This window comes from Azospirillum cavernae (assembly GCF_003590795.1).
GTDB classification, from domain to species: domain Bacteria; phylum Pseudomonadota; class Alphaproteobacteria; order Azospirillales; family Azospirillaceae; genus Azospirillum; species Azospirillum cavernae.
In genome coordinates, this window is record NZ_QYUL01000003.1 from 627,501 (window position 1) to 645,682 (window position 18,182).

At 67.9% G+C, this 18,182-nt stretch carries 15 protein-coding genes (1 of these 15 only partly in view); 10 read left to right on the top strand and 5 right to left on the bottom strand.

Annotation, left to right across the window (positions count from 1 at the left end; genetic code table 11):
* The 3 genes from D3877_RS22580 to D3877_RS30310 all read left to right on the top strand — a co-directional run.
* On the top strand, positions 1-105 hold the end of the coding sequence (locus tag D3877_RS22580; RefSeq protein WP_199720895.1) for an exonuclease SbcCD subunit D C-terminal domain-containing protein. It extends 1,167 nt beyond the left edge of the window; the window shows 105 of its 1,272 coding nt (coding positions 1,168-1,272); the start codon falls outside the window, past its left edge; its stop codon occupies positions 103-105.
* On the top strand, positions 105-2,531 hold the full coding sequence (locus tag D3877_RS22585; RefSeq protein ID WP_119833001.1) for an AAA family ATPase: 2,427 nt from the start codon (positions 105-107) through the stop codon (positions 2,529-2,531). Before D3877_RS22580 ends, D3877_RS22585 begins: the two co-directional genes overlap by 1 nt.
* A 305-nt stretch (positions 2,532-2,836) precedes the next feature.
* Positions 2,837-3,856 carry an SbcC/MukB-like Walker B domain-containing protein gene (locus D3877_RS30310; RefSeq protein WP_199720896.1) on the top strand — a complete coding sequence of 340 codons (1,020 nt, stop codon included), beginning with the start codon at positions 2,837-2,839 and terminating at the stop codon, positions 3,854-3,856.
* Positions 3,857-3,957: 101 nt separating this feature from the next.
* Here the strand turns inward: D3877_RS30310 and mntA are convergent, their stop codons facing one another.
* Positions 3,958-4,362 carry a type VII toxin-antitoxin system MntA family adenylyltransferase antitoxin gene (mntA, locus tag D3877_RS22595; protein ID WP_119833002.1) on the bottom strand — a complete coding sequence of 135 codons (405 nt, stop codon included), beginning with the start codon at positions 4,360-4,362 and terminating at the stop codon, positions 3,958-3,960.
* Between the two features lie 77 nt (positions 4,363-4,439).
* On the bottom strand, positions 4,440-5,414 hold the full coding sequence (locus tag D3877_RS22600) for a replication protein RepA (RefSeq protein WP_119833003.1): 975 nt from the start codon (positions 5,412-5,414) through the stop codon (positions 4,440-4,442).
* Positions 5,415-6,516: 1,102 nt separating this feature from the next.
* Here D3877_RS22600 and D3877_RS22605 point away from each other — a divergent pair.
* The 4 genes from D3877_RS22605 (at position 6,517) to D3877_RS22620 (ending at position 10,875) form a co-directional block, all read left to right on the top strand.
* Positions 6,517-7,548, top strand: coding sequence for an AAA family ATPase (locus tag D3877_RS22605; protein WP_119833004.1), 1,032 nt, complete (start codon positions 6,517-6,519; stop codon positions 7,546-7,548).
* The gene (locus tag D3877_RS22610) at positions 7,535-8,407 is read left to right on the top strand and encodes a ParB/RepB/Spo0J family partition protein (protein ID WP_119833005.1); all 873 of its coding nucleotides are present in this window, start codon (positions 7,535-7,537) and stop codon (positions 8,405-8,407) included. The genes D3877_RS22605 and D3877_RS22610 overlap by 14 nt, the downstream gene beginning before the upstream one ends.
* Positions 8,408-8,525: 118 nt before the next feature.
* A complete protein-coding gene (locus tag D3877_RS22615; RefSeq protein ID WP_119833006.1) occupies positions 8,526-8,855 on the top strand; it encodes a hypothetical protein in 330 nt (109 codons plus the stop codon).
* A 4-nt stretch (positions 8,856-8,859) separates the two neighbouring features.
* Positions 8,860-10,875, top strand: a complete 2,016-nt coding sequence (locus tag D3877_RS22620) for a tetratricopeptide repeat protein (RefSeq protein ID WP_199720897.1) — start codon at positions 8,860-8,862, stop codon at positions 10,873-10,875.
* Here the strand turns inward: D3877_RS22620 and D3877_RS22625 are convergent.
* Positions 10,872-11,432 carry a mismatch-specific DNA-glycosylase gene (locus D3877_RS22625; RefSeq protein WP_119833007.1) on the bottom strand — a complete coding sequence of 187 codons (561 nt, stop codon included), beginning with the start codon at positions 11,430-11,432 and terminating at the stop codon, positions 10,872-10,874. The two genes, D3877_RS22620 and D3877_RS22625, sit on opposite strands and share 4 nt — an antisense overlap.
* Positions 11,419-12,345, bottom strand: a complete 927-nt coding sequence (locus D3877_RS22630; RefSeq protein ID WP_119833008.1) for a LysR family transcriptional regulator — start codon at positions 12,343-12,345, stop codon at positions 11,419-11,421. Before D3877_RS22630 ends, D3877_RS22625 begins: the two co-directional genes overlap by 14 nt.
* Before the next feature lie 401 nt (positions 12,346-12,746).
* Here D3877_RS22630 and D3877_RS22635 point away from each other — a divergent pair, with 401 nt between their 5' ends.
* From D3877_RS22635 to mgrA, 3 genes are all read left to right on the top strand, one after another.
* Positions 12,747-14,171, top strand: coding sequence for an MFS transporter (locus D3877_RS22635; RefSeq protein ID WP_119833009.1), 1,425 nt, complete (start codon positions 12,747-12,749; stop codon positions 14,169-14,171).
* A gap of 35 nt (positions 14,172-14,206) precedes the next feature.
* Positions 14,207-15,136 carry a LysR family transcriptional regulator gene (locus D3877_RS22640; RefSeq protein ID WP_119833010.1) on the top strand — a complete coding sequence of 310 codons (930 nt, stop codon included), beginning with the start codon at positions 14,207-14,209 and terminating at the stop codon, positions 15,134-15,136.
* Positions 15,137-15,248: 112 nt separating this feature from the next.
* A complete protein-coding gene (mgrA, locus tag D3877_RS22645; RefSeq protein ID WP_119833011.1) occupies positions 15,249-16,283 on the top strand; it encodes an L-glyceraldehyde 3-phosphate reductase in 1,035 nt (344 codons plus the stop codon).
* A 230-nt stretch (positions 16,284-16,513) separates the two neighbouring features.
* On the opposite strand, the gene D3877_RS22650 is transcribed toward mgrA, so the two are convergent.
* On the bottom strand, positions 16,514-18,178 hold the full coding sequence (locus D3877_RS22650; protein WP_119833012.1) for an ABC transporter ATP-binding protein: 1,665 nt from the start codon (positions 18,176-18,178) through the stop codon (positions 16,514-16,516).
* Positions 18,179-18,182 lie beyond the last annotated feature (4 nt).

The window sequence follows — 18,182 nt, forward strand, 5'->3', positions numbered from 1 at the left end:
GATGTGTTTCACCGGCTCTACCGCCGCCAGCACCAGGGCGATCCCACCCCGGATCTGCTGGCGGCCTTTCACGAGTTGCTGGTTTCGGTTCAGGAGGGCGTGTGATGCGGATTTTGGCGGTGCGCGGCGGCAATCTGACCAGCCTCGACGGGCCGTTCGCGGTCGATTTCAACGCCGAGCCGCTGCGCCGGGCCGGGTTGTTCGCCATCACCGGCCCGACCGGAGCCGGGAAAAGCACCATCCTCGACGCGCTGTGTCTGGCCTTGTTCGACCAGATGCCGCGCCTGCCCAAGGGGCGCGGCGAGCAATCGGCGGCGGAGCGCGATCCGAAAATCCTGTCGGCCAACGATGTGCGCGGCGTTCTGCGGCGGGGCGCGGCCTTGGGCTGGGCCGAGGTTGATTTCGTCGGCGTCGATGGCCTGTTCTACCGCGCCCGTTGGGAGGTGCGCCGCGCCCGGTTGAAGGCCAGCGGCTCGTTGCAGGCGCAAAGCCTGTCCCTGACCAGTTTGGACGGGGAGCAGCGCTTCGGCGACGGCAAAAAAGCCGTGCTGGAGGAGATTGAAACCCGCTTGGGCCTGAGTTTTGAACAATTCCGCCGCGCCGTTCTGCTGGCTCAGGGGGATTTCGCTACCTTCCTGAAGGCCCCCGCCCCGGAGCGCTCGGCGTTGCTGGAGCTTCTGACCGGCACCGAAATCTATTCCACCCTGTCGAAGGCCGCCCATGAGCGGGAACGGCGGGAGCGGGAGGCGCTAACCGCGCTGACCGCGCAGGGCGGCGGCATCGGCGTTCTGGACGCCGACGCGCGCGCGGCGCTGGAAACGGAAGCTGGCGACGCCGACGAGGCGGTGAAAGCGGGCGAACAGGCTCTGGAACTGGCGCGGGCGGCGGTGGCGTGGCACACGCGCGACCGCCAACTGGCCGAGGCCGAACAGCAAACCGCCGACGCGGCGGCGCGGGCCGAGTCGGCGTGGCGGGAGGCCGAACCCCGGCGTGTCGAGGCCGCCTTGCGGTCGGCGTTGCAACCTCTGCGCCCGGTGATCGCCGACGCCGACCGCGCCGCGAGGGAGGCCGCCGACGCGCAAGCCGCCGATCAACGCGCCCGCGCCGCTTTGGGAGAGGCGCAAACCGCGCTGACCAACGCCGCCGAACAGCACAACACGGCCAGCTTGCGCTTGGAGCAGGCGACCGCCGAGCAGGGGACCGCCGAACCGGATTTGGTCCGCGCCGCCGATCTCGACGGGCAGATCGCCGCGCTGGTCCAGGAAAGCGACGCCGCCCGGCGGGCGCGCGACGCGGCGACCGAACGCCTGACGGCAATTCACGCCGCGCAACGACAGGCCGAAACGGCGCTCACCGACCGGCGGGCGCGGGTCGCCGCGCTTGAAAGCGCGTTGACGGAGCAAAGCACGTTGGCTCCACTGGCGGCGCAATGGTCACGCTGGGACGCCGCTTTGGCCCGTCACGCCGAGGCGGCGCGCCATTGCGCCGAGGCCGAACGTGAGGCGGCGCGACACGCGAAGACGCTGACCGGACTGACCCGGCAGGCTGAGGACGCCGCTTTGGCCGTCACGGAAGCCGAAGGTCGAAACGCCCAGGCTGAGACCGCGTTGGCCACTGTTCTGGCGGAAGACGCCCCGGCGTTGGAAGCGACCAGCCAAGCCCGCAAGGCGGCGAGCGAACAGCGCGACCGGCTGCGCGCGCTGGCCAATCTCGCCGAGCGGACGGCGCAGCGGCGCGAGGAACGGACGACCGCCTGCGCCGAAGAAGCCCGCAGCCGCGACGAGGCCGAGCGTGAAACCGCCGCCGCCGCGACCTGCGCCGAAGAGGCGCGGATCCGGCAGGCGGCGCGCGACGAGGCCGAACAGACCTTGCGCCGCCTGCAACTGACCCAGCGCGAGGATGTGGAAACGCTGCGTCATCGGTTGGTCGCGGGCGAGTCCTGCCCGGTCTGCGGATCGGAGGATCACCCGTGGGCCGACAACCGCGCGCCGCTCGCCCGGCTGACCCATGAGCAAGAGGAACGGCTCGCCGCGTTGAACGAGGCCGTCGCCGCTCTGCTGTCTCGGCAGGCCGGTCACGAGGCGACCGCGCGGGCGGCGCGGGCAACGGCGGACGCTCTGGCCGAACGACACAGCGCCTTGTCGCGCGAGATTGCCGCCGACGCCGGACGCTGGGCCGAACAGGCCGGCGCCTTCGCCCTGCCCGCCGAACCGGACGGCGCGGCGGTGGCGGAACGGCTCGCTGAATTTGATACGCGGCTGGCGACCCTCGCCGATGATGAAACGCGCGCTCTCGACCACCGGCGGCGGCTGGACGAGGCGCGGACGGCGCAGGCGCAGAACAATCGAACGCTAGCCGAGAAAAAGGCGTCTTTACAATCGGTTAAGGATACGATCGACGCGGCGGGCACCGCCCAGACGTTGGCACTGGTTCGGCGCGACCGACGCCCAAGACCGACCGGGACGCGGCGCTGGATGCAGTTGACGAACCTGCGCCGATCAACCCGATCTGGCGGACGGCGGGGTCGCTGACCCCAATGAAATTCCGGGCCGGATTGGTCGGCGCGGGTCGCGGCGAATCAAACATCAGCGAAGAGCGGTTGCGGTGGAGCAGCGGACGGCGCGGACGAGTGCCGCGCCTCGATCTTGACCGCAGAAACGCGGCCGAGCGGTGATGGGCGCAAGACGGCCGGACGCCGAGGCGCGGCAACCGCTTTTGAGATCTGTCCGCACGATTGGCGGCGCGCCAGATCGGAGCGCGCCGGGCTGCTCGACGGCCAGCGCGGTCGCCGAAACTTCCGCGCCGTCACTGACCGCGCGCGCGCAAAGAGGCCGGGGTGGCGCGCAAACGCGCGGCGCTGGCCCGGCAAGATTCCGCCGCCCGTCTGACCGCCGCCGAACGCGAGGTCGAACGCTGCGGCGCGGCGGCCAAAAGCAGCGCCGCCCAAGCCGATTCCGCCGCAACGGCGCTGTCCAACGCCGCGACGGCCTGCGGGGTGACGGTGGCGGAGGCGCGGAGCAAGCTGGCGCTTCCCGAGGTCGAACGGCTGGCGGAGGAGCGGGCGCTCGCTGAACTTGAAACGGCGCGGCGCGATGCCGCGCTGCTGGCCAACGAACGCCAACGCCAGCGCGCCGACCACCACGCCCAGCAACGCCCGGAAGCCGACGCGGCGGAGGCGGACGCGGCGGCGAACCGCTTGGCTGAAAGCCTGACGGCGGATCGGCTGCGCCAAGGCGCGGCGCGCGGGCGCTTGACCGCCGACGACGCCAACCGGGCGCGCTTGGCCGACCTGACCGTCGCCATCGACGCGCAAAAGGCCCAACATGGTCTGTGGGCCACGCTGGCCGGGTTGATCGGCTCGGCGGACGGCCAGAAAATGCGCAATTTCGCCCAGAGCCTCAGCCTCGACATGCTGTTGGGCCACGCCAACCGGCATCTGGACGATCTCGCCCGCCGCTACCGGCTGGAACGGGTGGCCGGGGCCAACCTCGACATCCAGGTGATCGACCGCGAGATGGGCGACGAGCGGCGCGGCGTTCACAGCCTGTCGGGCGGCGAGCTGTTCCTGGTGTCGCTGGCCCTGGCGCTGGGGCTGTCGGCGATGGCGGCGGGAACCGCCGGGGGGATCGGCACCCTGTTCATCGACGAAGGATTCGGCTCGCTTGACCCCGACAGCCTGGACGTCGCCCTGTCCTGTCTGGAAGCCTTGCAGGCCGGCGGGCGGCAAGTCGGCGTCATCAGCCATGTTCCGGCGATGGTCGAGCGCATCGGCGCGCAAATCCGCGTGACCCCGCTGGGCGGCGGTCGCAGCCGGGTGTCGGTGCTGTCCACCGGCGTCGCGGGAACGGAGGGGTAAGGGCGGACGCGTCAGCCGGGCGAGCGGGTGAGGATCGCCCGGCTGAAGGCCAGAAAATCACCGCGCAGCGCTCAATGGTGGCCGCCTTGTTGAGCAGAACGTCATCCACCATAAACGCGCCCATCCCTCACAATGTCGGCCAACAGCGGCGCGCGGGCTTCGTTCAAGGACGTCATCGCGCTCATGATGTAGGCGTCGTAACGATCCGCCTCCGCCCCATCGGCAAAGAGGCGGCGTCCGGTGGTGATGATTTGAAATTGCATCACCGTGCTGGCCGTCCGCAGATCGACCAGATCGACATCGACGTTGAGTTGCCGGGCGATGGCCTCCCCGGCCTCCCACAGCCGCACAGGATCGGCGGGTTTGGGCAGCAGAACCGCGAGGTCAAGATCGCTGTCGGGACCATCCGTCCCCACCGCCCGGCTGCCGAACAGGACGAGCGCCTGGAGGTCTGGCAGCGCCGACCGCGCCGCCGCCAGAATGTCGATGTCGGAGATCGCCGCCATGCCCTCGCCCCACCATCATCCGTTCAGACGATAGCGCGTCGGGCCGCCCGCCGAAAGGGCGTGACGACCCAACCCCGTCAGCGCAGCAGGGCCGGACGCAACACCGCGTGCTTGTTCGACGGCACGGCGGGCGGCGACGGGCGCAGCAGCAGGCCCTTGGAGGTCGGCTCGATGTTGGCGTCGGGATAGACCGCCATCACGTCCTTCAAGGCTTCCTTCAGGCGGAAGGCCAGCACGCGATGCTCGCTGACCGACCCGAAATGCTGGGACAGCGCGTGCCACGGCACCAGCGTCTGCTTGTCCAGCCGATGCAGGCGGTGGACCAGCCAGACATAGGCGTCGAGCGCCAGGGCCGAGTTTTTCAGCTTGGCGATGGCGTGCTCGTCCAGCGGAACGGCGTGTTCCATCAGATGGTCGAAGAACGACGTCGTCAAACGGACAAAGCGCACCCATTCGCCGCCGGTGCGGAACAGATCCGGGGCGTCCTCGTCGTCGCGCCACAGCTTGATGCCGTCGATCAACCGCTGGTCGGAGATTTCGGCGCTGGAGTTGCCGGTGGTGGTCCGCAGGGTGAATTCGCAACGGGCGATGCGCAAAACCTGCTCGCGCACCGGCTTGTAATTGCCGCGCTCGCCGCCGGTCGGGGCCAGACCGAGACGGCGCAGCCACGCGCTCATGCTCGGCCCCAGATCGACGTGCGGCGTGCGGGTTTTGCGCGCCTCGGTTTGCAGGTAAATCATAATCAGCCGCGCCTTGGCGCCATAGGGCACCCCGACGTCCAGCACGGTGCCGTCGCGCAGCGGCAAAATGCCGGGGCGAACGACGAGCTGGTAACGGCCGTTGTTGCGCACCCAAGGGGCGGTTTCGTCCTTGGGCTTGCGGTGGGGCAGCGAGGCTTGGCAGAATCCGGCGTGGAGATAGCCGATGGCGTCGATCTCGTTGGAGATCGCCTCATGGGCCATAATCACGCGCCGCCGCTCCTTGGGGTCTTCGGTTCGCGCCAAGACCGCCTCAAAGCCCTCCAAGGTCAGTTGCTCGTGGATTTTGGCCATGGACACCCTCTGCTTCCTTCTCGACGCAACCGGCTGCTCACCGCCAGTTCGTTTCAGAAAACACAAAATCTGGGGGCTGTGAAGCCGCGCCACGTCAAGATTCGCTGAGTTTGCAACGTCGGCTGCGGAATCCGTTGCAAGTTCAGCGAAGGCCCAAAGCCCCTCATCCGGCCGCATGTTTCAAATTCAGCGTCAGCCTTTCCGCCGAAACCCCGGAAAATGGCGGTTTTCCGCCAATTCGTCCGAACAGCCGCCGGGTTGTCCACGCTGACTCCGCAACGCGACGGCCCGCTTGGCCAACTGTCCACGCTGACTCCGCAACAGGCCCGTCGCTGAAAACGCAACGCCAACCCCCGATTTCGCGCTGAAGTCGCAACGAATCCAGGGCTTTTCCACGCTGAAGTCGCAACCATGTCCTATATAAGACTCCCTATAAGATTCTCCGATAGAGTCCGGTCGCGCGCAGCCCACCCGCTCGCATCACGAGAAACCCAGCGTTTCCGCCAAATTCCCACCGAATCGCTCCACACCCCTCGCTGAAATTGCAACGCGCCAGCCCCGATTCGGGCTTAGCGAGCGGTTTTCACGAGGATTGATCGCTGATTTTGACACGAGGGATGCATTCCCGTGAGACTCGAAAAAGGCCAATCCAGGACCGCTGAATTTGAAACAGAAACGCGGCAAAGCGTTGCCAACGCTGGCTTTTTGCGACTCGCGGCGACTCGCGATTCGCTTCGCTGAACTTGAATCGAGGCAGGCCCGAGTCGGAACATTCAAGCAACGCTGAATCTGCAACAATCAGGATTAAGGGAATCAAGGATCGACTCGCAACAGACGGGTTCCGCCAACGCTGAATTTGAAACATTATCGCCCCGGCCATCCGCCCCTATAAGAGAAGAGTGTGCGCGGGGCAAAATCGAGCGTTTCCGACCCTCCCCGTCATACGACGTCGTATAGGAAAAAACTCTCATACGACGTCGTATAATCACGCGGTCGGAACCCCGTATGACGCAAGCGTGCGGTTCGGCTTGACCGCTTGCGTCACATCCGTAAAGTGGCGGCGAGCGCGGACTCCCGCCTTGCCACCGAATTCGGAGACCTCATGACCGGCGAAGAACTGCGCGCCCTGCGGGAGCGGCGCGGCGAAGACCAGCTTGGATTCGCCGGTTGGCTGAACGGCCATCTCAACCGCCGTTACGACCGTTCGCGAATCAGCCGTTGGGAAAGCGGGGCGGAACGCATCCCCCAGCAGATCGAAAGCTTTATTCGGGCGCAAACCGCGCCCGTCTCCGGCCCTGCCCTGCCCGCTGAGCTGCGCCCGGTGCGCCGCGCCGTCATCGCCGTCGCCAACCAAAAGGGCGGCGTCGGCAAAACCACCACGGCGGTCAATCTGTCCTACGCGCTGGCGACGCTTGGCTTGTCGGTTCTGCTGATCGACAGCGACCCGCAGGCCAACGCCACCGTGCATCTGGGCATTGATCCGGGCGAGGTGGAAACGGCGCGCAAGGGGCTTTACGGCGTGCTGCGCGGCGGATCGGGCTTCGACAGCATTTTGCAGCCCGTCTGCAACGGCGCCTTCACCCTCGCCCCGTCCAGCATCGGCTTGGCGGCGGCGGAAACCGAGCTGGTGGCCGAACCCGACAATTCGCTGGTGCTGAAAGAGAAGCTGGCCGACGTGCGGGAGCGTTACGACGTCGTCGTCATTGATTGCCCGCCCAATCTGGGCCTGTTGACCATCAACGCGCTGGCGGCGTCCGATCTGGTGCTGATTCCGGTGCAGACGGAGGTCTTCGCCGGGCTGGGCGTGCCGCTGTTGATGGAGACCATCGCCAAGATCCGGCGGCGCTCCAACCCGTCGCTCAACATCTTCGGGATTTTGCCGACCATGTATTCGGCGCGGCTGACCCAGGATCAGGCCAGCCTGAAAGAGATTCAGGCCCATTATGAAGGCCGCACGCGGGTTTTGTCCGTCGTGCCCCGCGCCACCCTGTTCGCCCAGGCGTCCGGGGCCGGGCGTCCGGCGATCGAGGCCGATCCCAATTCGGCCAGCGTCCAGGCCTACACCGACCTTGCCCGCGAGGTCGCCGCTCATCTGATTGCCCGCCCTGTGGAGGCCCGCCATGGCGCCGCGTAAGCTTGAACGCACCAGCAGCTTGATTCTCGACAAGGCGGCGCAACGCGGCGGCGACGCCCTGTTTGGTCTGTCGGCGGATTTCCCCCGCCTGATCGAGCTGGATCTCGACCGCGTTCACCCCAACCCCGACCAGCCGCGCCGCCATTTCGACGAGGAGTCGTTGCGCGAGCTGGCCGACTCCATCGAACGCCACGGCCTGAAACAGCCGGTGCTGGTGCAGGAGATGGGCGAGGGCGATTACCGTCTGGTGGCGGGCGAGCGGCGCTTGCGCGCTTGCGGCTTGGCCGGGCGGCGCACCATCTTCGCCATCGTCACCGACGGCGACCCCGACGAGTTGGCCTTGATCGAGAACATCCAGCGGGTGGATCTCGACGCGCTGGAAATGGCCCGCGCCTTCGCCCGCCTGATCGACCGCCACGACTACACGCACGAGGCGCTGGGCCACGTCATCGGGCGCAGCCAGGCGGAAGTGACGCGCACCCTGTCCCTGCTGCGCCTGCCGCTGTGGATCCTCGACGAATTTGAAACCCGTTACCGCTCCGTCCCGAAAAGCATCCTGACGGAGATCGCCGCCGTCGATGACGAGGACGTCCAGCGCCGCTTGTGGAATCTGGTGAAGGACGGCGGCACGGTGAAGGCGCTGCGCGAGGCCAAGCGCGGCGAAGCCCCCTCCCCGCGCGGCGACCGCAAACCGGCGCCGCCGCCCATGGTCCGGCTGGTCACGGCGGCGCAAAAGATCGCCCGCGACTTCGCCAACGTCGATGTCCGCGACCTGCGCGACCATCGCGGGCGCTTGAGCGACGCCGAATGGACGGAACTGCGCCGCCTCCACGCGCTGCTCGATCAGCTTTTGGCGTGATCCGGGCGCGGCGCGCCAACAGCCGGTAAGCACCGCGCCCCGCGCCAATCTTCAAAGTTGCTTTTCCCCGCCCCTCTTCGCATCATGACCGCTGAGGCGACCGGATGCGGGGGAAAGCATGGACAAGGCGTTGCTGAAAACCGTTGGGAAAATCGCGGGCATCGGTGGCCTTGCCCTGGGCGTGGTTCTGCTGGTGTTCCAGGCGATCATCGGCAAGACCGCGAACGACAGCCTGCTGACCACGCTGGCCTTTCTCATCACGCTGGTCGGTTTGGCCGGGATCGGCGCGTGGGTTTGGGTCAACCGGCGAACGGCGGATGCCGCTCCCCCGTCGCACGTCATCAAGGGCAAGGTTGACGCCTCGAAAGGTGGCGTCGTCATCAACGGCGACGTGGCCGGGAATGTGGGCGGCTCCGCGTCGCCGGACCCTGCGCCGAAGAAGCGGTGAGGTGATGGGCCTTTTCACGGGCAGGGATCGGTCCTCAACCGCGCGGGACATCACCGCCACCGATGGCGGCGTCGTGGTGATCGGGAATGTCGGTGGATCGGTTGGGCTGACGCCGGTGCAGCTCAAAGAGTTGATGATCGAGTACGCTCGGCAGGACAGCGCGGCGGTTCAACAGGTCACAAGTCTCAGCGAACAGTTGGGGGTGACGAAAGGAGCGCTGGGCGGCTTTTTCCAGACCCTGGAGCAGCACGAGGTTCCGCTCGACCAGCTTGCCACGCGGTTGACCGAGATCGCGCGCGATCACAAAAAGCTGTTGGCCGAGGTGGCGAGCTTCCGGGGGGAGGATGATCCCGACATCGCCCGCCTCAGCGCCGCCGCCGAAACCGCCCTCCGCGATGGCCGCAACGAGGAAGCGCGCAGCCTGCTGACCCAGGCCAAGACCGCCAACATCGCCGCCGCTGATCGGCTGAACAGCGCGATGAACACATACAAACGCCGAGCGGCGGAAAAAGCGGCGGCGCTGGGGGCCTTGGCCAACGCCGAAATTGACTACCAGGGTGCCGCCGCGTCCTTCGCCGAAGCCGCTTCGCTGTGCCCGCCGGACGACGCGTTGTTGCGGGGTAACTATCTGAATAGCGCTGGAATGGCGGAACTCCGCGCGGGTTGCTATCCGGCAGCAACCCCGTTTCTCACCGAAGCCTTGGCGATCACAGAGAAGGCGCTTGGTCCCAACCATCCCACCACTGCCAGAAGCCTCAACAATTTGGCTGCACTGTACGACACGCAGGGTCAGTATGACGCCGCTGCGCCTCTCTATAGTCGCGCCTTAGCGATCCGTGAGAAGGCGCTCGGCCCCGACCATCCCGCCACCGCCATCAGCCTCAACAATCTGGCTGCATTGCACAAAGCGCAGGGTCAGTATGACGCCGCCGCGCCTCTCTACAGCCGCGCCCTGGCGATCCGTGAGAAGGCGCTTGACCCGGACCATCCCGACACCGCCACCAGCCTCAACAATCTGGCTGCACTGTACAAAGCGCAGGGGCGGTATGAAGATGCCACGCCTCTCTACAGCCGCGCCCTGGCGATCCATGAGAAGGCGCTCGGCCCCGACCATCCCGCCACTGGCACCAGCCTCAACAATCTGGCTGCGCTGTATATGGCGCAGGGGCAGTATGATGCCGCCACGCCCTTCTACAGCCGCGCTTTGGCGATTCATCAGAAGGCGCTTGGCCCCGACCATCCCGACACTGCCACCAGCCTCAACAATCTAGGTGCGCTGTACAAAGCGCAGGGTCAGTATGACGCCGCCGCGCATCTCTACAGCCGCGCCCTGGCGATCCGTGAGAAGGCGCTCGGCCCCGATCATCCGGACACCGCCACCAGCCTGAACAATCTGGCTGAGCTGTACAAAGCGCAGGGTCAATATGAAGACGCTGGCCCTTTTCTCAGTCGCGCGCTGGTGATACATGAGAAAGCACTCGGCCCCGACCATCCCGCCACCGCCACCAGCCTCAACAATCTGGCTGCGCTGTACTACGCACAGGGTCAGTATGACGCCGCAGCTCCCTTCTACAGCCGCGCCCTGGCGATCCATGAGAAGGCGCTCGGCCCCGACCATCCCGCCACCGCCAGAAGTCTCAACAATCTGGCTGAACTGTACAAAGCGCAGGGTCGGTATGACGTCGCCGCACCCCTTTACAGCCGCGCCCTGGCTATCACCGAGAAGGCGCTCGGCCTCAACCATCCGGACACTGCTAGAAGCCTCAATAATCTGGCTGCACTTTACGACACGCAGGGGCAGTATGACGTCGCCGCGCTGTTCCTCACCCGTGCCCTTGCGATTACAGAGAAGGCGCTCGGCCCTAACCATCCCAACACGGTTCTCGTCCTAAAAAATGTTGCCCACCTGCGTCAAGCGCAAGGGCAGTCGGAGGAGGCCGAGGCGTTGTTCGCCGAGGCAAAAGCGAGGGAGGAGCGAGTGGCCAGCCGGAAGGCGGCGGCGAAGCCTGCGACGCCTTAAGCCCGCAACCGCCCAATTTCCGCCTTCACCGCGCCATACCAGACCAGCTTCTCGCCGTAGGGCAGGCGGGCGAGGCCGCTGGGGGAGGGGATGACGATGTCGGTGACGCCGTTGAACAGGGGGGCGTCCTGCACGCCCCAGGGCGCTTCGGTTCGACCGCTCGCCGCCAGATAGACGCCTTTGCCGGTGTAGGCCAGGACGGTGGGGCGGATGGTTTCGACGATGCGGGCCAGACGAGGCAGACCGGCGCGCAGTTCGGCCCGGCTGAGGTCGGCGGCGGACGCGGTGGCGCGGGCGACCAGATTGGTGGAGCCGAGGCCGAAGCTGGGCAGCAATCCGTCCTCCTCGCAGCGCAAAAGGCGCGGGGTCAGGCCGGAATCGGCCAGCAGGCGCCAGAACTGGTTGCCGCGCCCGGAATAATGATGGCCGAGCGCGCCCGACCGCAGGCCGGGGTTGAAGCCGACGAACAGCGCCGCCAGCCCCGGCCCCAGCACGTCGGGCAAGGGACCCTCGGGCGGCGGAAGCGCGGCGTCGGCGCTTGGCTCAGGGTTGGTCATGCGGGATGTCCAGGCCGCCAAGGGCGGCGGCGCAGGCGTCGCGCACGCAGCCGCGCAGCCAGCGGTGGGCCGGGTCGGCGTCCAAACGCGGGTGCCAGAGCAGGGAGATTGTCACCTCCGGCGCGGCGAAGGGCAGGGGGAGGCTGCGCAGCCCGTCGCGCAACAGGCCGGTGTGGCGTTCCGGCACGGTGGCGATCAGGTCGGAGCGTCGGGCGATGGCCAGCGCGGCGGCGAAACCGCCGACGCTGGCGACGATGCGCCGTTCCAACCCCAACGCCCGCAGCGCGCCGTCCACCGGCCCCTTGCCGGGCGCGGCGCGGGTGACGCAGACATGCCGCCCCTGGGCGTAGCGGTCAGGGGTGAGGGGGGCGTCGGCCAGCGGGTGGCCGGGGCGCAGCACGGCGACGAAGCGGTCGCGGAACAGGGCCTGGGCGCGCAGCTCCGGCCCCATCGCCGGGGTGACGACGCCGGTTTCCAGATCGACCGCGCCGTCGCGCAAGGGGGCGCTGTCTTTGTCGGGTTTGGGCTGGAAGAACAGCCGCACGCCGGGGGCGACCGCGCCGACCGCCGCGATCAGCTCCGGCCCGACATTCTCGACGAAGCCCTCGCTGGTCCGCAGGGTGAAGGTTCGGGCCAGTTGTTGCAGATTCAGCGTCTCGGTCGGGCGCAAAACCGCCGCGCCATCCTCGACCAGTTGGTGGACCCGCTCGCGCAGCTCCAGCGCGCGCGGGGTGGGGACCAGATCGCGCCCGGCGCGGACCAGCAGCGGATCGCCCGTCGCCGCGCGCAGGCGGGCCAGCGCGCGGCTCATCGCCGACGGGCTGAGGCGCAGCCGCCGGGCGGCGCGGGCCACGCTGCCCTCGGCCAACAGAACGTCCAGCGTGACCAGCAGGTTGAGATCGGGAAGCGGCATGGGCCGACTGTAGCATGAATCCGATTGCGGCACGACTTGGGCCGACGGCGCGGTGCGGCAATCGATTGAACCATCGAGTGTTGATAAAGCCCCTCTCCCTTGACGGGAGAGGGGTTGGGGTGAGGGTGGCGAGGCGACCTTTCCCGGCCATTGGCCGGGCCCCCCCCCTCATCCCAACCCTTCTCCCGCAAGGGGAGAAGGGCTTTCATGGATGCAGAAGCGTTTGAGCGATGGCCCTGCGACGGCGGGGCGGGCGGCGGTTGGGGATGTGGCGTCGCGCGCATCCACTTCCTGCGCCCGACGCGCGTTCCGCCGCCGTTCGGGGCGGGGCTAGGTTGGGGGCAACGGTCAGGCCGGGGCGGATCACAGACCCCGGCGCCCATGATGTCGGAGTGTTTGCGATGAGGAATCCCACGGACCCGCCCGCCCCCTCCCCCGGCCCGGATGGCGCGGCGACGGGGCGGGAGCGCCGGGCGCTTGTCAGCCTCTGCCTGTTGACTCTGCTGTCCTCGTTGGGGGCGAGCAGCGCGAATGTTGGTCTGCCCACCCTGGCGCGGAGCTTCGGCGCGTCCTTCCAGGACGTGCAATGGATCGTCTTGGCCTATCTGTTGGCCATCACCTGTTTGATCGTCGGGGCCGGGCGGTTGGGCGACCGGCTGGGCCGCCGCCGTCTGCTGTTGGGTGGGGTGGCGGTTTTCACCGCCGCGTCGCTGCTGTGCGGCGTCGCGCCCACTCTGGGCCTGTTGATCGCCGCGCGGGCGGTGCAGGGGATGGGGGCCGCCGTCATGATGGCGCTGACCATCGCCATGATCGGCGACAGCGTGCCAAAGGCGCGGACGGGGCGCGCCATGGGGCTGCTTGGCACGATGTCGGCCATCGGCACGGCGCTGGGGCCATCGGCGGGCGGCGCGCTGCTCGCCGTGGCGGGCTGGCCCGCGCTGTTCCTGGTGAACGCTCCGTTGGGGGTGCTGGCCTGGGTGTTGGCGCGCGGCAGCCTGCCCGCCGACCAACCGCGTTCGCCGGGGCAACGTCCGGCCTTCGACGTCGCCGGAACGCTGCTGTTGGCGCTGACGCTGGCGGCCTACGCGCTGGCGATGACGATTGGGCGGACGGATTTCGGGTCAACCGGGGTGGGGCTGCTGCTGGCGGCGGCGGTCGGGTTGGGGCTGTTCTTGCGGGTCGAGGCGCGGGCCAAGGCTCCGCTGGTCACGCTGGCCTTGTTCCGGGATCGGGCCTTCCGCGCCAGCCTCGCCGCCAACGCGCTGGTGTCCACGGTGATGATGGCGACGCTGGTGGTCGGCCCCTTCTTCCTGTCCCGTTCGCTGGGGTTGAGCGAGGCGCTGGTCGGGTTGGTGTTGGCGAGCGGGCCGGTGGCGTCGGCCTTCAGCGGCGTGCCCGCCGGGCGGTTGGTGGACCGCTTCGGGGCCGACCGCATGGTGTCGGCGGGGCTGGTCTTGGCGGTGGTGGGGGCCGTGGCGCTGGCGCTGTTGCCGGGGTGGTTGGGGGTGGCGGGCTACGTCGCCGCCATCGCGCTGCTGACCCCCGGCTATCAACTGTTCCAGGCGGCCAACAACACCGCCGTGATGATGGATGTGCCGCCGGATCGGCGCGGGGTGACGTCGGGCCTGCTGACTCTGTCGCGGAATCTCGGGCTGGTGTCGGGGGCGTCGGTGATGGGGGCGGTGTTCGCGCTGGCCACCGGCGACGTCGCCAGCGCCGGGCCGGAGGCGGTGGCCAACGGCATGCGGATCAGCTTCCTGGTCGCCGGTGGGCTGGTGGTGTTGGCTTGGCTGTGCTTCTCTGCGAAACAGCGCCGCATTGTCTGATCCGGCGTTCCTGTTGGCGACAGAGTCCGGCCCCCATGCAGTTTGATCGTTCCCGTTTGGCCGACCTCAGCGTCTTCGCCACCATCGTCCGGCGGCAGAGCATCAAGCAGGCTGCGCACGAGCTGGGCCTGACCAGTTCGGCGCTGAGCCACCGCTTGCGCAAGCTGGAAGCGGATCTGGGGGTGCGGCTGGTCAACCGCACCAGCCGGTCTTTGACGCCGACGGAGGTCGGCGCGGCGTTGGCGGCGCAGATCGAGGCGGCGTTGCGGCTGATCGGCGACGCGCTGGCCACGCTGACCAGCCAGCATGACGCCCCGTCCGGGCGGTTGCGGATCAATGTGTTGCGCGACGCGGCGCGGCATCTTCTGGCCCCGGCGTTGCCGCGCTACGCGGAGCTGTATCCGGGCATGTCGCTCGACATCACCATCGACGACCACATGATCGACATCGTCGCCGAAGGGTTCGACGCGGGCATCCGCTACGGCGACCGGGTGCCGCAGGACATGATCGGCGTCGCCCTGTCGGGACCGCAGCCTTGGATCGTGGTGGGGGCGCCGGCGCTGATCGCGCGGGTCGGGCGGCCCCAATCGCCCGAGGAGCTGTTGCAACGGCCCTGCGTCGAGATGCGGTTGGGCGACAACAGCCGTTACGCCTGGGAACTGGGCAACGCGGAGGAACTGCGCCGGGTCGATGTCCGGGGGCCGCTCTGCGCCAACGAGAGCCAGCAAACCATCGAAGCGGCGCTGGGCGGCATCGGCTTCGCCTATTGCCTGGAGGCGCTGGTCGGCGACCATCTGGCCAGCGGCCGTTTGGAGCTGGTGTTGCCCGAATGGCGGTCGGACGGCCCACCCTTCATGATCTATTACCCGAGCCGCCGCCAGCTTCCGCCGGGGATGCGCCTGCTGATCGCGCTGATTCGGCAACAGCAGGGGCTTCCCCCGTTGGCGATGGACGGCGGTGGCTGACCGCATCGTGTATCTGCGCTCAACCCATCATTGATCCTGGCTCATGGTGATGGCGTTGCGCGCGCGGCGGGCTTGGTCCATCTGAGGGGCGTTGCCTTTTGGGAGATCCGTCATGGACTACGCAGCCGCGCCAAACCGCTACGCCTCGGGCATGGTCTACCGCCGCACGGGCCGAAGCGGCATCGATCTGCCCGCGATTTCGCTGGGCCTCTGGCACAATTTCGGCGGCGCCGATGTTTTTGAAAATGGCCGCGCCATTCTGCGCCGCGCCTTCGATCTGGGCGTGACCCATTTCGATCTGGCGAACAATTACGGCCCGCCGCCCGGCTCGGCGGAGGAGACTTTCGGTCGGATCCTCGCCAGCGATTTCCGGCCCTACCGCGACGAGATGATCGTCTCCTCCAAGGCCGGTTGGGACATGTGGCCCGGCCCCTATGGCGGCATCGGCGGCAGCCGCAAATATCTGATCGCCAGCCTTGACCAGTCCTTGCGGCGGATGGGGCTGGACTATGTCGATATCTTCTACTCCCACCGCGTCGATCCCACGACGCCGCTGGAAGAAACGATGGGCGCGCTGGCGCATCTGCACCGGCAGGGCAAGGCGCTGTACATCGGCATTTCCAGCTATTCGCCCGAACTGACGCGCAAGGCCGCCGCGATCCTGAAGGAGGAACGGGTGCCGCTGTTCATCCATCAGCCGAACTACAACATGTTCAACCGCTGGATCGAGCATGGCCTGTTGGACACGCTGGAAGAGCTGGGGACCGGCTGCATCGCCTTTTCGCCCCTGTCGCAAGGGCTGCTGACGTCGCGCTATCTGAACGGCGTGCCGGACGACGCCCGCGCCAAGCGTCTGGGCGGATCGCTGGGGGCCAGCGCGGCGAACGAGGCGCTGTTGGCCCGCATCCGCGCGCTGAACGTGATCGCCGAGACCCGTGGCCAGACGCTGGCGCAGATGGCCATCGCCTGGACGCTGCGCGACCCGCGCGTGACCTCGTCGCTGATCGGAGCCAGCTCGGTCCGGCAGTTGGAAAACTCGCTGGGCGCGCTGGACAATCTGGCCTTCAGCGCCGAGGAGCTTGCCGCCATCGAGCCGCACGCCCACGACGCCGGGATGGATTGGTGGAAGTCCTCCTCCGCCCTGTGAGTCTGGATCATCAAGCGCGGGCCATTGAGCGGCTTGGCGCGCGGTGCGCAAGGGTGGTAAAACGCTCGTGCGTCGGGCCGCTGAATTGGCGACAAAGCGCGGAAACAGGCTGTGCTTTCAACGCGCTGACGTTGCGATGATACGCAAATCCTGTTTTGCTTCCGGGACTTTTGGTTGGCGCCGCGCGCCCTCCCTCCCTCAGCGGGGGAGGGAGGGCGCGCGGCGCCGCTTCATGCCGCTTTTTTGGGCGCGCTGTGGTGGGCGCCTTCCAGGAAGTCCAGCAGTTCGGCGCGGTATTCGTAATAGCGCGGGTGCTCCAACAGCGATTGGCGGGTGCGTGGGCGGGGGATGTCCACCTTTAGCACATGGCCGATACGGGCGTTCGGGCCGTTGGTCATCATCACCACGCGGTCGGCCAGCAACAGCGCCTCGTCCACGTCGTGGGTGACGCAGACCGCCGTCACCTGCGTGCGCGCCCACACCTCCATCAGCACCTCTTGCAGCTCCCAGCGGGTCAGGCTGTCGAGCATGCCGAACGGCTCGTCGAGCAGCAGCAACTTCGGCGACAGGGCGAAGGCGCGGGCGATGCCGACGCGCTGCTTCATGCCGTTGGACAGCTCCGCCGCCTTTTTGTCCATGCTGTCGCCCAAGCCGACGCGGGCGAGGTAATAGCGCACGATGTCGGCGCGTTCGGCCCGCTTGGCGTGGGGGTAGACGCGCTCCACCCCCAGCATGACGTTTTCATAGGCGGTCAGCCAGGGGAACAGGCTGGGGGCCTGAAAGACCACGGCGCGGTCGGGACCGGCGGTCGTCACCTCCTTGCCGTCCAGCACGATGCCGCCGCTGGTGACGCCGGCCAGACCGGCGACCATCGACAGGACGGTGGATTTGCCGCAGCCGGAATGACCGATCAACGAGACGAACTCGCCCTTGCGCATCTTCAGGTCAAAGCCGTCCACGATGGTCAACGGCCCCTTGGGCGTGGCGAAGGTCTTGGTCAGCCGGGTGAATTCCAGATAGCGCTCATCCACCACGCTGCTCGCCTGGGCGGCGCGGTAGGCCTTGGGCGGTTCCGACGCGGTGATCGGGCGGATGTCGGGCAGGGGCAGATCGTCGCCGCCGCTGGCCGCCCGCGCGATCCCGGCGTTCATCAGATAGGCGGTGACGGCGGCGCGCAGCCGCTTGAAATCCGGGTCGTGGTTGACGGCGGTTCGGTCGCGCGGGCGGGGCAGATCGACGGTGAAGGCCGGACCCAGCGTCGCGCCGGGGCCGGGCGTCAACGGGATGATGCGGTCGGCCAGCAGGATCGCTTCATCGACGTCGTTGGTGATGAGGATGACGGTCTTGCGGTCCTTGCGCCAGATCGCCTCGATCTCGTCCTGCAATTTGGCGCGGGTCAGCGCGTCGAGCGCCGACAGTGGTTCGTCCAACAGCAGCATGTCCGGCGACATCGCCAGCGCGCGGGCGAAGCCGACGCGCTGGCGCATGCCGCCCGACAGTTCGTTCGGGCGGCGGTCGGCGGCGTGGCCCAGCCCGACGGTTTCCACCGCCCGCCGGGTCAAGACGCCGCGCTCGCCGCCGTTTTTGTCCTTGTGGACGGAATCGACGGCCAGCGCGACGTTCTCCTTCACGCTCAGCCACGGCATCAGCGAGTAGCTTTGGAAGACCACGCCGCGCTCAGGGCCGGGGCCGCGTACCGGGGCGCCCCGCATCAGAACCTCGCCGCTGTCGGGCGTCGTCAAGCCGCCGATCAGGTTGATGAGCGTCGTCTTGCCCGAGCCGGAAAAGCCGACGATGGCGACGAACTCCCCCTCCGCGATGGTCAGATCAATGTCGCGCAGGATGTTGGTCGCGCCGTAGGACTTGGAAACGCCCTTGAGTTCCAGAATCGCCATGGTC

Coding starts and splice junctions, on each gene's coding strand:
- mgrA (WP_119833011.1), top strand. CDS start 15,249: ATGGACTACGCAGCCGCGCCAAACCGCTACGCCTCGGGCATGGTCTAC.
- D3877_RS22635 (WP_119833009.1), top strand. CDS start 12,747: ATGAGGAATCCCACGGACCCGCCCGCCCCCTCCCCCGGCCCGGATGGC.
- D3877_RS22640 (WP_119833010.1), top strand. CDS start 14,207: ATGCAGTTTGATCGTTCCCGTTTGGCCGACCTCAGCGTCTTCGCCACC.
- D3877_RS22630 (WP_119833008.1), bottom strand. CDS start 12,345: ATGCCGCTTCCCGATCTCAACCTGCTGGTCACGCTGGACGTTCTGTTG.
- D3877_RS22620 (WP_199720897.1), top strand. CDS start 8,860: ATGGGCCTTTTCACGGGCAGGGATCGGTCCTCAACCGCGCGGGACATC.
- D3877_RS22650 (WP_119833012.1), bottom strand. CDS start 18,178: ATGGCGATTCTGGAACTCAAGGGCGTTTCCAAGTCCTACGGCGCGACC.
- D3877_RS22585 (WP_119833001.1), top strand. CDS start 105: ATGCGGATTTTGGCGGTGCGCGGCGGCAATCTGACCAGCCTCGACGGG.
- D3877_RS22615 (WP_119833006.1), top strand. CDS start 8,526: ATGGACAAGGCGTTGCTGAAAACCGTTGGGAAAATCGCGGGCATCGGT.
- D3877_RS22610 (WP_119833005.1), top strand. CDS start 7,535: ATGGCGCCGCGTAAGCTTGAACGCACCAGCAGCTTGATTCTCGACAAG.
- D3877_RS22605 (WP_119833004.1), top strand. CDS start 6,517: ATGACCGGCGAAGAACTGCGCGCCCTGCGGGAGCGGCGCGGCGAAGAC.
- mntA (WP_119833002.1), bottom strand. CDS start 4,362: ATGGCGGCGATCTCCGACATCGACATTCTGGCGGCGGCGCGGTCGGCG.
- D3877_RS22625 (WP_119833007.1), bottom strand. CDS start 11,432: ATGACCAACCCTGAGCCAAGCGCCGACGCCGCGCTTCCGCCGCCCGAG.
- D3877_RS22600 (WP_119833003.1), bottom strand. CDS start 5,414: ATGGCCAAAATCCACGAGCAACTGACCTTGGAGGGCTTTGAGGCGGTC.